At 68.3% G+C, this 12,596-nt stretch carries 19 protein-coding genes; all 19 read right to left on the bottom strand.

Annotated elements, in window-relative coordinates; genetic code table 11:
* Nucleotides 1–3 precede the first annotated feature (3 nt).
* Nucleotides 4–426, bottom strand: coding sequence for a hypothetical protein (locus IPP91_11300; GenBank protein MBL0142659.1), 423 nt, complete (start codon nt 424–426; stop codon nt 4–6).
* On the bottom strand, nt 423–902 hold the full coding sequence (locus IPP91_11295) for a phage virion morphogenesis protein (protein MBL0142658.1): 480 nt from the start codon (nt 900–902) through the stop codon (nt 423–425). Before IPP91_11295 ends, IPP91_11300 begins: the two co-directional genes overlap by 4 nt.
* Nucleotides 899–1,333, bottom strand: a complete 435-nt coding sequence (locus IPP91_11290; GenBank protein MBL0142657.1) for a DUF1320 domain-containing protein — start codon at nt 1,331–1,333, stop codon at nt 899–901. The genes IPP91_11295 and IPP91_11290 overlap by 4 nt, the downstream gene beginning before the upstream one ends.
* Before the next feature lie 10 nt (nt 1,334–1,343).
* The gene (locus IPP91_11285) at nt 1,344–1,514 is read right to left on the bottom strand and encodes a hypothetical protein (protein ID MBL0142656.1); all 171 of its coding nucleotides are present in this window, start codon (nt 1,512–1,514) and stop codon (nt 1,344–1,346) included.
* 104 nt (nt 1,515–1,618) lie between these two features.
* Nucleotides 1,619–2,497, bottom strand: coding sequence for a major capsid protein (locus IPP91_11280; protein ID MBL0142655.1), 879 nt, complete (start codon nt 2,495–2,497; stop codon nt 1,619–1,621).
* A gap of 256 nt (nt 2,498–2,753) precedes the next feature.
* Nucleotides 2,754–3,131 carry a DUF2190 family protein gene (locus IPP91_11275; protein MBL0142654.1) on the bottom strand — a complete coding sequence of 126 codons (378 nt, stop codon included), beginning with the start codon at nt 3,129–3,131 and terminating at the stop codon, nt 2,754–2,756.
* A gap of 22 nt (nt 3,132–3,153) precedes the next feature.
* Complete coding sequence (locus IPP91_11270) at nt 3,154–4,116, bottom strand: hypothetical protein (protein MBL0142653.1); 963 nt, start codon at nt 4,114–4,116, stop codon at nt 3,154–3,156.
* 59 nt (nt 4,117–4,175) lie between these two features.
* Nucleotides 4,176–4,433, bottom strand: a complete 258-nt coding sequence (locus IPP91_11265) for a hypothetical protein (GenBank protein ID MBL0142652.1) — start codon at nt 4,431–4,433, stop codon at nt 4,176–4,178.
* Complete coding sequence (locus IPP91_11260) at nt 4,430–5,701, bottom strand: minor capsid protein (GenBank protein MBL0142651.1); 1,272 nt, start codon at nt 5,699–5,701, stop codon at nt 4,430–4,432. Before IPP91_11260 ends, IPP91_11265 begins: the two co-directional genes overlap by 4 nt.
* Nucleotides 5,701–6,738 (bottom strand): hypothetical protein, encoded by a 1,038-nt coding sequence (locus IPP91_11255; GenBank protein ID MBL0142650.1) that lies wholly within the window; start codon nt 6,736–6,738, stop codon nt 5,701–5,703. Before IPP91_11255 ends, IPP91_11260 begins: the two co-directional genes overlap by 1 nt.
* Before the next feature lie 3 nt (nt 6,739–6,741).
* Nucleotides 6,742–7,929 (bottom strand): hypothetical protein, encoded by a 1,188-nt coding sequence (locus tag IPP91_11250; GenBank protein MBL0142649.1) that lies wholly within the window; start codon nt 7,927–7,929, stop codon nt 6,742–6,744.
* A 58-nt stretch (nt 7,930–7,987) separates the two neighbouring features.
* Nucleotides 7,988–8,158: a hypothetical protein gene (locus tag IPP91_11245; GenBank protein MBL0142648.1), complete on the bottom strand. Its 171-nt coding sequence runs from the start codon at nt 8,156–8,158 to the stop codon at nt 7,988–7,990.
* Complete coding sequence (locus IPP91_11240; GenBank protein ID MBL0142647.1) at nt 8,158–8,562, bottom strand: hypothetical protein; 405 nt, start codon at nt 8,560–8,562, stop codon at nt 8,158–8,160. Before IPP91_11240 ends, IPP91_11245 begins: the two co-directional genes overlap by 1 nt.
* Entirely contained in the window at nt 8,559–10,154 is a 1,596-nt protein-coding gene (locus tag IPP91_11235) for a DUF935 family protein (GenBank protein ID MBL0142646.1), read from the bottom strand. Before IPP91_11235 ends, IPP91_11240 begins: the two co-directional genes overlap by 4 nt.
* Nucleotides 10,154–11,371, bottom strand: a complete 1,218-nt coding sequence (locus tag IPP91_11230; protein MBL0142645.1) for a hypothetical protein — start codon at nt 11,369–11,371, stop codon at nt 10,154–10,156. Before IPP91_11230 ends, IPP91_11235 begins: the two co-directional genes overlap by 1 nt.
* The gene (locus tag IPP91_11225) at nt 11,368–11,679 is read right to left on the bottom strand and encodes a DUF1364 family protein (protein MBL0142644.1); all 312 of its coding nucleotides are present in this window, start codon (nt 11,677–11,679) and stop codon (nt 11,368–11,370) included. Before IPP91_11225 ends, IPP91_11230 begins: the two co-directional genes overlap by 4 nt.
* On the bottom strand, nt 11,679–11,861 hold the full coding sequence (locus tag IPP91_11220) for a hypothetical protein (protein MBL0142643.1): 183 nt from the start codon (nt 11,859–11,861) through the stop codon (nt 11,679–11,681). The genes IPP91_11225 and IPP91_11220 overlap by 1 nt, the downstream gene beginning before the upstream one ends.
* Complete coding sequence (locus IPP91_11215) at nt 11,861–12,199, bottom strand: hypothetical protein (GenBank protein ID MBL0142642.1); 339 nt, start codon at nt 12,197–12,199, stop codon at nt 11,861–11,863. Before IPP91_11215 ends, IPP91_11220 begins: the two co-directional genes overlap by 1 nt.
* A complete protein-coding gene (locus tag IPP91_11210) occupies nt 12,196–12,549 on the bottom strand; it encodes a hypothetical protein (protein ID MBL0142641.1) in 354 nt (117 codons plus the stop codon). The genes IPP91_11215 and IPP91_11210 overlap by 4 nt, the downstream gene beginning before the upstream one ends.
* Between the last annotated feature and the right edge of the window lie 47 nt (nt 12,550–12,596).

Below are 12,596 nucleotides of genomic sequence, written 5' to 3'. Positions count from 1 at the left end.
CGGCTACGGACTCGTGATCACGTAGGCCGTCTCCCAGTCGTCCTGCCACCACAGGTAGCCGTTCGCGAGCGCGAGCACCCGCCCGCCGGCGTACTCCACGGGGTCGTGAGCTCCCGAGGGCTGCCACCCGAGGAGCTTGGTGCGCGCCCACGCGCGCGCAGTCTCAAGATCGCCGACGGCCTGGTCCCCGCGCGCATCCGCGAGGTTCCTCACGACGATCACCACGCCCACCGCGGCGCCTACCTGGTGCAACACGGCGTTCACGCGCTGGTTCTCGCTCGCCGTCTCGGCCAGGGGCAGCAGGAACGCGGCCGGCGCGGCCTTGAGCCCGCCAGTAAGGGCCGCATCGAGCTCGGCGGCACCCCCCACCTGCCGGAACGGCGTGCCGGATTCCTTGAGGCGGGCAACCCACGGCGAGACGATCACGCAGCACTCCCGAGGTGGTCCGCGAGGATGGCGGTTATCTCGGCTCGGTCCTCTTGCGAAATGCCCAGGAACGGCCGCGCCGGGATGCGCACCTTGTGGCCACGCCCGGCCTGCCCGCCGAACTGGTGGACGCGCGACCAGGAAAGCGGCGTCCCGATCACTACCTCGCGATCCGACGCCCCGAAGCTGATCGAGTTGCGCAGCTGCCCGGTATCCAGGAGCGGCTGGCCGGATCCCACGGACACGATTCGCGAGCCCCTGCGTCCGCGCCGGCTGCGCGCGATAAGGGTAGCGAACGCGAGCGGCTTCCACGCACTCCCATCCGGCGCCGCGGACTCCGCGAAGCGAAGGCGCGTGGAATTCACGACCGCTTCGCCGATCGCGTTCATGGCCGGGCGCAGGTTCGTCCCCAGCTCCGAGAGCCTGGACAGCAGGCGGGTCACCTGCTCGTCTCGGACCTCGATCAGGATCTTCACGGCATCAGGGACAGCAGGTCGTCCGTGAAGACCCGGTCGGAGGTCGAGATGGCGATCGAGCCCGTCCCCTGGGATACGTCCGCGCCGGCCGACGTGACGAGGGCGAAGGTGCCCTTGGCCACCGCCTCGAGCTGCTTCAGCGCGTCGTCGTAGGCCGCCCGCACGGGCGTGCCCTCCCCAGCCCGGTCGTCCCAGAGGTAGAAGCGCGCGATGTCGCAGGCCCACTTCTTGAGCACGTCCGGGATCGTCGAGAGGGGGAGCGTGTAGCGGCTGCGGAGGTAGCCGTCGATGAGGCTGGAGGCCTCCGCGCAGGCGTTCGCCACTTCCGCCACCTCGATCGTCGCCGGCGGGACGTTCGTCTCGTCGGTGAGCTGCTTCAGCTCCTCGGCGCCGAACCGCGCCTCGAGGTCAGCCTGCGCGCAGTAGCCCATGCCTCAGGGCCTACTTCTTCTTGCCCTTGGGCTTCGCTTCACCCTCGGCCGGTTCCTTCTCGGCGATCGCACCCACCGCGAGCAGCGCCTGGGCGTGGTCGTCGTCCAGCTCGATGGGCTCGCCAATGGCGTAGTCGCGGTTGTCGTGGGAAACGCGCCGAATCGTCGTGTATTCTTTCATGGTGTCTTCTCGTCGTCAGAAAAAGAGGGCGCTGGATTGCTCCGGCGCCCTTCGCAAGCCGCCTTGCGGCGGCGATCACTTCTCCAGGAGGAGACGATGAATGCTCAGGCCACCGCGTTCACGAAGAGGTAGCCCAGGTCGTTGGCGGTGATGACTTCCTTCACCGATTCGCCGGCGCGTACCCGGACGCCGCCGCGCATGCCCACGTCGCGGTCCTCGAACGAACCGGCCACGCGGGAGCCGTACTGCGCCGTGAGGCCCCAGGTCGTGCCGCGGTCCACGCTCGCGAGGTTGTCGCGGTAGATGAGCGAGCAGTGCTTGCCCCACGCGCGGGCGAGCGTTGCCGTCTGGCCCTTGCGCGCCGTGTTGTACCAGCTCTGGCCCACGAAGAGGCCGTCCAACTCGAAGAGCTGGCGGATGAACTCGCGGGTCACGATGCCGGTGTCGGCGGAGGTGCCGTAGAAGGCCTTCACGAGCTTCGGGTGGGTCGAGAGCTTGGTCCACACGGCCTGCCCCAGCACCATCACGTTCGGGCGCATGACCATGGAATCCATCGCCGTGAGGATCGCGCTGATGGGGTCCGAGTTCGTGAAGTCGGACCACTGCGACGTGCCCGAGAGGGTCGACTGGTTGCCGCCGGCGTAGTTGCCCGCCGTGAAGGCGGCCGTGGCCACGCGGACCTCACGGTCCAGCGCGATCAGGTTCGAGATGTACTCGGTCGCCTTGCCCTGCGGGTTCATGCCGGGCGAGGAGTTCTCGATGTCCTCGAAGGGGATCGAGTCGTCCAGGGCGTAGTCGACCGTCTGGTCGGTGGTCTCGGTCGCCGTGAACTCCACCCGGTTCGGCGCGGACGCGCGCGCAACCTTCGTGTCCGGGATGGTGAAGCCGTCGGCCAGGGTGTGCTTGAAGTACTTGAAGGCCTGCTTGTTGACCGTCACCCGGGGCATCACGTCGTCCGCGATGGTGCTCTTGTTGCGGTACATGAGCGCGATCGCGGTGAGGTCCTCCTGCACCGGGAAGGGCGCGAGGCCGGTCACGCCCAGGAAAGCGACGCCGAGCGAAGCAGCTTCCGGAGAGACGAGGCCGAGGCTGTAGGCCGCGCCGACGGTGCCCAGGAAGGCTAGCTGCGTGGCGTTGGCGCGGATGGCCGCCGAGGCCGTGCCCGCGAAGGCGGTGGCGGCGATCAGGAGAGCTGCGAGCGTGGTCTTGAAGTGGTTCATGGTCATGGTCCTTTCGGGGTCAGCCTTGGAAGCTGGAGGGGCAGATCAGCACGTCGACCATGTCGCCGGAAACGGCGCTCTGGAGGGCGCGGCCGATGATCCCGTTGTTCGTGCCGGCGGCCGGGGCGGCGGTCACCGCCTGGCCGGTGGCGTCCGAGGTGATCGGGTCGCCGCGGGTGATCGTGCCGCCCGCCTTCACTTCGTAGACGCCGGCGAGGACCACGTCGACGCGACCGCCAGAGGCTGCGTCGATCGAGGCGACGGACACGCCGATCGGCTTGTCGGAAACGGCGGCCGCAACGATCACGGCGCCGTCGGCGGCGCCCATCTTCACGATCCGGTTCTGGGCAACGGCGGCGCCCGCGGTGAAGGCCTTGGTGAGCAGGGGGTTCAGCATTTCGGTCTCCTCAGTCGATGGGTCAGGCGGCCTTCTTCGCCTCGGCGGTGACGTGCGTCACGGCGTCCGAGACGGAGACGGTGCGGCCGAGAGCGGCCTGCGCGGCGATGAACTGCTGGGCGGCGTCCATGATCTTGGCGGTGCCCTTGATCTCGCCGGCGCCGTGGGTCGCCTGCTCGCCGGACAGGTGGGCGGGCAGCGCCGGCTTCTTGGCGAGGTCCTTGGAGACGGCCGAGAAGGCCTCGTCGCTCATCTCGACGTAGGGCTTCGCGTCGTCTTCCTTGAACTCGCGGCCGATCGCGCTGAAGAGCGTCTTCACGGCCTCGGTGCGCGTCGCACGCCGGCTCGCCTCGAACTGCTCCTGCAGAGCGGCTGCTTTGTCCGCCCCGGCCTTCTTCTCCGCTTCGAGGGCCACGTTCTTCGCCTTCAGCGCATCGACTTCCTGCTGCAGTTCCTGCTCGCGTTCCATGTTCCGTTCTCCTTCACGTGCCTCGAAAATCTGGGCCGCTGTGGCCGCATCCGCGCCCAGGGCGACGAACGAGGTCTCGCGGATTCGGTTGTTGCGGAAGATCGTGAGCGGGCCCTCGAGGGTCCGCCCGTTCAGCTGCACCTTCTTGCCGCGGCCGATCTCGTCCACGTCGCCGGGCCAGATGCCCACGGAGAGCTGCCAGGGCATGCCACGGTCGGCCTTGTCGGCGATCCCCTTGGCGATCTCGTCGGAGTCGCTGAAGATCTGGCCAGCGATCTTGATTTCCTTCTCGATCACCGAACTCTGGATCACGCCGACGGGCTCGCCGTGCTTGTAGAGCGCGGGCGCCGGGGTGTCGAAGGTGGTGGAAGCCAGGTCGAAGGCGACGCGCGAGAACCACGGGTGGTCGGTGACGACCCCACCGGAGTAGGCGATGCCCTCGAAGTTGCGCGGGCCGGTCTTCTCTCCCGAGAAGGTGGCCGGGCACGACAGATGGAGCGGCTTGGACTTGCGCATGCCGCGAATCCTCGACGGCGAGCGCCGGGGCGTCCATGCTGAAGCAGGTGATGCTGAAGCTACTTCGGGGGGAAGGGGATGGGCAGGCCGCGCTGGTCGGCGAAGGCGTTGACCTTGCGCATCGCCGACGTGAGCCCGTCCTTATCACGCGGAGGCGGGTTGAGAATGCAGTTCACGAGCCCCGGATCGTCCGCGTCCATCCGGTTGGCGTACGGCGTCGACGGGCGGTTCACCCGCAGGAGGAGGTCCGCAATCTCGACCCCGGTGAGCCCGGGACGGACTGCTCGCAGTTCCTGCTCGGTCCACTTCCTTTTCATGCGCTGAACCCGAATCCTGCCTGCCCCGCTGCATCGCGCAGCTGAACGTACAGAATACCCCCTTCCTCGCGCACCGACACAACAAGGAAGCGCGCCTGGGGCGCGATGATAATCTCTCCCTCCTGGAGGTCGACGAAGTCGTGGACATCGGCACCTCGAGAGGTTCGAATCTCGATGAGAACTCCGCGAAGGCGCCCGGCTGGACGAGCCCTCGCCGTCGCAATTACCTGGCTGTCCGACGTCGACAGGAATGCCTCGGATTCCCCAACCTCGCCACGGACGAATTTACCGCGCAACCCCGCATGGCGCCCCTCGTCCACAGTGAACCCGCGCCAAAGAGTGCGTTCGACTCCCTGCTCGAGCTTGCGTACGGCGGATCCCAAGCTCTGGACCATCCCTATCTGGATCGCTGAGAGCTCCTCCACGTTCCCGCGCAGGTGCTCGTTGAGCCACGAGAAAGAGGATCCCGTGTAAGCGCCTATCGAGTAGACCTCCGCCGGCGTGAGTACCGCGTATCTCGGATCTCCCCTCATGGCAGCCAGGAGCGCGATCTCCCCTTCAAGGAGCGATGCTGATGGCAGCCAGTCCGGAGCGAGCATCCGTGCCACCGCCCTCTCGTAGGCCACCGCGAACACGCCGCCCGCCACGAGCACGCGATCGCGCAGCAGCTGGTCCAGCTTCTCGCCTTCGTCAAGCGGGGCATTTCGGAAGCCGGGGTCCGGCTCGACGGGCGGGCGCGCCATTGGATAGCCGCGGCGCTTCGCCTGTTCCTCGGTCAGCGAGACGATGGTGCACCGGCAATTGAAGGCGCATGGTGGAAACCACCGCTTCCACACCGGGTCGTCGTGGCGCGCAACGAACCCGCTCATGGCCCGGTGGGTCGGGCGCGTGCGGTGATCGTTGATGGCCGAGTACATCCAGAACGGGCGCCGGTCGGTGTTCCCCTCCAGCGTTCGCTGGTGCCCAGCCATGTAGGCGGTTTGCGCCGCCTGGCGATAGATCAGGTCAAGTCGGGCGCGAGGGAGCGCAAGGGCGGTCACGTCGAGCCCCTTCTTCCACTCCATGAAGGTCTGCCCGTCCCCGATCGCCGCGGTGAGGCTATCGCGTACGCGCTGGATCTGGTCGAGCGTGGCGAGCCCCGTGACCGTGAACGCCTGGCGCCGGTACTCGGCGGGCAGCGCGTAGTAGTCCGCGGGCAACATGACATTGCGGCGACGAGCGGCGGCCACGGCCTGCGAGAACGGGAGCCGGAACGAGATCGAGATCATCAGGCCACCAGCGCGAGAAGGATGGCGATCGCCTCGTCGTCCTCGCCAAGGGAGTCAACTACCACGGCGGGGGAGTCAACTACCGCGGGCGCTGGCCTGCGCAGTTCGATCACCGGCGCGGGCCCCGGCTCACGTGGCGGCATTACACCCGGCGGCGTGGCGGCCTGACGGGCCTCGCGGACCTCGGCAAGACTGACGACGTTGTCGCCTTCCTCCTGGATCATCGCATCCGCCACGATCGGCGCGAGCCGCGCGCGCGGCGCTGCCGCGGGCTTCCTGTTGACGTGCGCCCACCCTCGGAACGCCCGCCCGCCGCCCTGCTGCGGCTGCTTATCTCCGTTCGACGCAGCTGCGCTCAGGGTGTCCGGCGCCTCCTGGATGGAGGCGTCAGCGGTGAGCGTCCCGAAGACGGACCCATCAGCGGAAAGCGTGTCGCCAGCCTCCGTGATGCTGGCCGTGAAGGCGATCGCGATCGACGCGTCCGCCGAAAGGCTATCCCCGGCCTCCGTGATCGACGCGTCGGCAGTGATCGTGGTCGATCCGACCGTCCCATCCGCGCTGAGGGCGTCTCCAGCCTCCGAAATGGTCCCATTGGCTGTGACCAGAACCGATCCGTCCGCCGTGAGCGTATCCGGAGCGTCGGTCGTGCTCAAGGTCGCCGCGATGGCGACAGCGCCCGCGGACGAGAGCGTATCCGCCGCTTCGGCAATCGACCCCGCCGCCGTGACGGTGGCGCTCGATGCCGAGCTGACGGTATCTCCGGCCTCGGTGATGCCCGCGTTGGCCGTGACCAGGGCGGCCGCCGTGGCCGCCAAGGTGTCACCCGCCTCCGAGACGCTGCCAGCGACCTGCACGGCAACGCTCGCTGCAGCGGATAGGGCGTCCGGTGCCTCGGTGACGTCCAGGGCGGCGTTGACGCCTCCGCCGGCAGCAGGAGTCACGACCAGGTCGGCGTCGAACCAGCCCTCGATCGTTAGCTCGCTGGCGAACCAGCTCTCAATGCGCAGGCCGGGATCGAATTGTCCAATCGCGGCCATCGGTTACTTCTCGGCTATCGTGAGCTCGCCGCTGAAGAAGGTCGCCGTCGTCGCGCTGGTCAGCGCGCAGTGCAGCATGCACGTGCCGTTGTAGAGCCTGATGCCCGGCGAGCCGATGACCTTCTGCGCGGACACGTTCGGGATCGTCGTGCCGATGGTCGCGATGTCGCGGGTGATCATGAGCGAGATCGACCCCGACACCCAGCTCGTGCCCAGCGTGATGCCCTGGATCGAGCGCACGCCCTTGTCGCCGGCAGCCAGGTTGAACCAGATCAGCGTGCCGATGACGGGCGTCGCGGGCGCCTGGGAGCCGACGATGGCGGAGAGCGTCGCCGTCCGCCCCGCCGTCCCATCGGAGTTCGTGTAGTTCACCGTCGCGTTCGATGCCACCGCCGCCAGGCCGACCGCGGCCGTGCACAGGATGGCGATCATGCAGCCCTCGCCATTCGTCGTGCCGTTCACGTCTCGCGCGGGCAGCGTCGGCGACGTGATGGCTTGGGCGCCGGTCGTCGTGATGACGAGCCCGGAGTTCACCCACAGGACATCGAACAGTAGGTGCGAGTGGTTGACGGCCGCCGCCATCTGCATCTCGGTGAGGAAGTTCGCACCGACCGACGGATTCTTGATCGGGATACAGCCCGCGTCGGCAGCCGCGGTCCCATCGGTCACGCGCCCGTTGACGCCCGGCGTCCCGACTGCCCACGCGCCCGGGAAGCCTGCGTCTTTCGCCGTGCAGTACCAGTAGCCCACCGCGTCGGAGGCCGTGCCGGATTTCATGAATCCCACGGGGAAACCCGTATAGGCACCGAGGCCAGCGGGGGGGTATTCCGCGCCTTGAGTGTCTCGGTGTGCCCACCGCCCCTCTGCGTTGAAGATCATATTCTCGCCGGGGAGCAGGATGAACGACATCAGCTCGACCGGGTTGGTGCCGTCGGTGTGCTCCACGGTCACCGCGCAGGACACGGAGGCGTGGTTGTTCGTGATGTTCAGGTGCTTCAGGTTGCGCTGCGTCGAGGCGCCAGGGCTCGGGACGACGGTAGTGGTCGTGGCCGTCGTGATCGACGCGGTGTTCGTTCGCCCCGGCGTGATCGTCCCCGAGGCGTGGTCTACATAGGAGGCGTGGACCTCGATGTCGGCCGCCGCGCTGGTGATTACGCGGACGATGTCGTTGATGCTGGTGAGCAGCAGCATGGGAGCCTCGATGCGCTCCCGCTAGTGCTGCGCAAAGGCGGCGACGGGGCCGGCCATCTCAGCTCACCTTCTTCGCAGCACGCCGCTTCACCGCCTGCGCGAGCATGGCGTCCGCGTGCTTCTTCAGGGTCTCCAGCGCCGACTTGACCTCCCCGATCGGCGCGTCGTCGTGCTCCGCGATCGAGCGCAGGGCCTGCACCGCGTATTCCATCTTCCTGGTGACATTCATTATTGGTTCCCCGCGGTCCACTGGAAGGTGTTCACCGTGACCGCCTGGCCGATGGCGATCGACGTGTTGTCCACCGTCATGTCGCCGCCGCCACCGGTCGCGGTGACCGATCCCTGCTCGTGGCAGTTGGTCCCGGCGGTATCCATGATCGCGTAGTGCCCGGCCGTCCCTGCAGCTGCGCCCGTACCACTCCACGTTCCGGCCTTCGCCTTCACGGCGGCGGCAGCAGCAGCCATCCAGTCTGAGGGCAGCGTGATCTCGCACAGGAGCGTCCCGGTGCGCGCTGCCGCGCAGTTCGCGGGTTGCGCCCCCGAGTAGATGCGCAGCTTCGGGGCGGTCCCAACGGTGGTCTCTACCGCGTCGAGCCGCGCGTTGTTCACCGCGACACTTCGTTGCATCGTCATGCGCTACCTTTCTCGGCAATCCATCCGTCGCCATCCTTGCGAATGCGGGTCGTCGTCGGCTCCTGGCCGAGCGTGAGTTTCAGGTCGATCTCTTGCCTCACCGGCGCCTGGGCCTCGCGAGGCGCCCCCCCGGCGTGGGCGAAGCCGGTCATGTCCGCCGCGAACATCGCGCGTGCGAGCACCATCTGGAAGGCGTCGGTGTCCGCGTCGCCCCACATGGCGGCGAGCCGGATCGACAGGTCCTCGGCGCTCACCGCCTCATCGATCGCCGCGCGGATCGCCTCCGGGGAGATGGGCGAGCGCACCCCACGCAGGACTCGCGTGACCTCGTCATCGACGGCCTGCTGGCCGGGCGTGAAGCGCGTCTGGCGCGGCCCACCGGCCGCCTGCACAGGCTCGGCATCGGGATCTTCCGGTTGGTCCTTCGCGTCGGGCCCAGCGGATGGCTCGGCCTGCTCCGGCACCTCGAAATCTCCCTCCTCGAAGTCGTAGACCCGGGAGAGGTACTGGGGCGTGAGCTTCAGGATCTTCGCGTTCACGAGCGCCGCGTCGCGCTGCGCCCGCTCGGCCTCCAGCCCGGTGTCGTCCTCCATGCAGAATTCGGGCGGCTCTCCCGCGAAGCCGTTCAGCCTCCAGAGGGTGTCGACCACGCGCTGCACCGAGCGCCGAGTGAGCCGGATGTCGGCGTTGCGCCGGTCCATTCGGACCTCGTTGTGCACCTGGCCCAAGGCCCGCGAGCCGCTGCCGTTGGTCCCCACGTCCGAGGTGAGCGTCTGGCCAAGGATCAACCGCTGGAACATGGACACGACGGCCCGGTCGAAGGCCTCGAAGTGCGAGGATCCGCTGCCCTGCTCGACCGCCTCGACCTCATCGCCATTGCCCACCGCGACGGCGGCGTCCTGCACGGCGCGGGCGAGCGCCGTGGCCATCGCCTGCGCGTCCCCGCTGGTCTTCCCCACAAGGAGCGGAGAGCCGAAGCGCTCCAGCCACTTCGCCCAGAAGCGCCAGCCCTGCGTGCGGAAGAACCACGGCCAGTAGAGCCGCGACAGCAGCGCCTCGCCGTAGGGGTTGCGGTACGAGGGCTCCCTCACCGTGACGACGTACTTCTCCGGCGAGACCGGGACGCCCTGCGGCCGATCAGTCGGGACCCACAGCAGCGTGCCATCCTGCTGCGGGCGGAACCATTCGAACTGCTTCTCGTAGAATCGGTTGATCCCGACCCCCCGGGCCTTCGCCTCGAAGACGAGCTCGCCCACCGAGTAGCCGAACGGCAGGCTGTTGAAGACGCACCGGACCATCGGCTCGAGCCAGTCCTCCAGCTCGGACCACACGAAGTCGCGCGCAGCCGTCTCGGGGGCCTCCAGGCGCCACGGCGTCGCGAGCAGCGCCTCCTTGCGCGTGTCGAAGGCCGCCGTGATGTCGGCGTCCGACAGGCACACGCGAAGCGACGGGCGCGTGATCCCGGCCTTCCGGAGCGCCTCGTCCGGGTCCGAGACCGTGGTCATCCACTTGAGGAGCGGGTCGACCGCCTGCTCGGAGAAGAGCGGCCCGCTGCGCACCGCCTTGCCCTTGAGGTTCGTGACTTCGGCCATCAGAAGGTCCTCCGGCCGGCGCTCGCCACGGCTGCGGTCGAGGCGGGCAGGCCCGCGTAGGCGATGCTCGAAGCGTCGATCTGGTCCCAGAAGTCAGGGACCGGGAGCGCGAGGATCTCCTGGGCGAAGTAGGCCGGGAGCGTGGGCGCGTGGTAGACCATGCGTTGCTCGTATCGGGCCGCGAGCGGCAGGAACCGCGTGAGCTTGTCCTTATCCGGCCTCACGCCACGAACGATCAGTTTCGAGCGCCGCAGCAGCTCCTGGACCACGGCGGCCTGGAACTGGACCTCCTCGACCAGGACGGTCACCGCTCGCCCCCCGAATTCTGCGGAGATCGACGCGGCGAACGCGATGATCTGCTCGACGATCGTGTTGAACGTCGCGCGGAAGCGCAGGGCTCCCAGGATGAATACCCGCCCGAGCGGGCGGTCACGGCACATCGCGACCATGGCGGTGTAGGCGGCCTCGTCCTTGAGGGAGATCGCAAGATCGACGCCGATCACTATCGGGAATTCCCCCTCCGGCAGTCCATGCTGAAGGAACTCCGGACGCACCACGACGCCGGCGAAGTCGACGTACTCACCGAGGTACTCCTGACGGTAGACGAGCTCCGGGAGGTCGCCGCGCGCCTCCTCGAGTTCGTCGGCCGGCAGGTGCGGATTCTCGTGGCTCGGGGCGTGGAAGCTCGCCCAGTTCTCCCGGGTGAGGCTCCTCTGGTCAAGCTCGTGGAAGAAGTTCTTGCCCTTCGGCGTGGAGCCGAAGAGGGCCTCGCCGCGGTAGTCCGTGAGGGTCGGCCGGATGGCCTGCTCCCACTTGTCCTTGAGGTTTCGGACCTGGGCTGCCTCGTCCACGAAGATCCGGCCGTACTTGCGGCCGCGGGCCGGGTCGTCGATGTCGAGGGTCCAGAACTCGAGCGACCCCCCCGTCGCGAGCTCCAGCCGGTGGTCCCGCTCTTCCTTGGCGACGATGATGGGGCTCAAGATCGCCTTCGACTCGCGCCAGCCGTCCGCGAGCACCTTGTGGGTGGGTGCAAACCACCCGCAGGGAAAGCCAGCCGCCAGCCCGCGCTCGCCCTCCTCTCCACCGACCAGGTAGTCCAGGCCGAAGGTGGTCTTCCCCCACCGCCGGCCCATTCTGGCGACGTTGAAGCGCTTCATGGCCCGCCGGATGCGCCGCTGCCCGGGGTGCAGCTCGGGCAGCTCGATCACGCGCTTCACGTGGAACCGATCCGGCCCTCCATGGCGAGCGCGAGGATTGTTCTGTCGAAGGCGCGGCGCCAGCACTCACGGCGCCCATCACGCGTCGCAGGATAGAGCCCCGTCGGCTCGTCCTTGCGGCGGCCGTCCACGAAGTCGTGGCATGCGTGGCACAGGCGGGCGTGGAAGATGTCGTGCGCCCTGTGGCCCACCCCCTTGCCGTGCGCCAAGTCGTTCGAGTGCGCGGCCACCACGGTGCCGTCGTTGCGCCCGCACCCAGCGCAGGGTTTCCCGTTGGCCGAGTCGAGGAGCCGCCTGTCCCGGTGCATCACGCCCAGCGCCTCCGGCGAATCGGCTCGGGCTTCGGCTCAATCCGCGGCGCCGGGATTTGCTCGACCTTCCCGGGGTCGCCGAACTCGCGCCAGGCGCGGTCGAGGACCGCCTGCAGGTGCTCGTCCCGAACGCGCAGCGTGACCTCGAGGCCGCCAGGACGGCGCAGGCGCACCAGCATCAGTCGACCTCGATCGACTTCGGGACCCGGATGAACTGGATGATGGCCGCGCCACCCTCGCCGGCGGGCACCTCCATCCTCGTGAGCTTCGGGATGTTGAACTCCGCGAGCTTCAGGAAGAGCTCGGTCGCCTTGGCGGGGTTCTCCTTGGCCACCTCTGCGAGCCACGCCTCCACCTTTCCGGCGTTCCTCTCCACGATGCCCTTGAAGATCTCCCGAGCCTCGGTGGTGACCTTGTTGGGCAGCCCCTTCGGTCGACCAGGCCCCGGCTTGCCGCCTCCGATCTGAGTTTTCGCGCGTTTCTGTTTCTCGCCGGGCGGCTTCCTGGGTGTGGTCACGCCCGCTCCCTCGCCCGCTTCACGACGTCGCTGACGGCCCGCTCGCTCATCCGGTGGCTGCGCGCGATGGAGGCGTAGCTCTCGCCGGCGCGGGCCCGGCCCGTGATGTCGCGCTCGAGCTCCTCGCGAATGAGGGGGCGGAAGACAGGCACGGCCAAGTAGTCGCCGCGGACGGCGGAGCAGAGCTTCTCGGCCAGCGGCCGTCCCAGCAGCCTGCAGATGGGGTGCTCGTCGCCCATGTTCTCGGGCATCGGGACGTAGAGCCTGGTGCCCGAGAAGACCTGAATCACCGAGATCGTGGCCGAGACGCCGATGGCGTCGACCACGATGGCCATGGACTCCGGAATCACGCTTTTCTCCACCCTTCCCCTCCAATGTGAACTGCGGCCCGAAGGCC

The organism is Betaproteobacteria bacterium (genome assembly GCA_016720855.1).
Taxonomy (GTDB): domain Bacteria; phylum Pseudomonadota; class Gammaproteobacteria; order Burkholderiales; family Usitatibacteraceae; genus FEB-7.
This window is presented reverse-complemented; position numbering and strand designations above follow the sequence as displayed.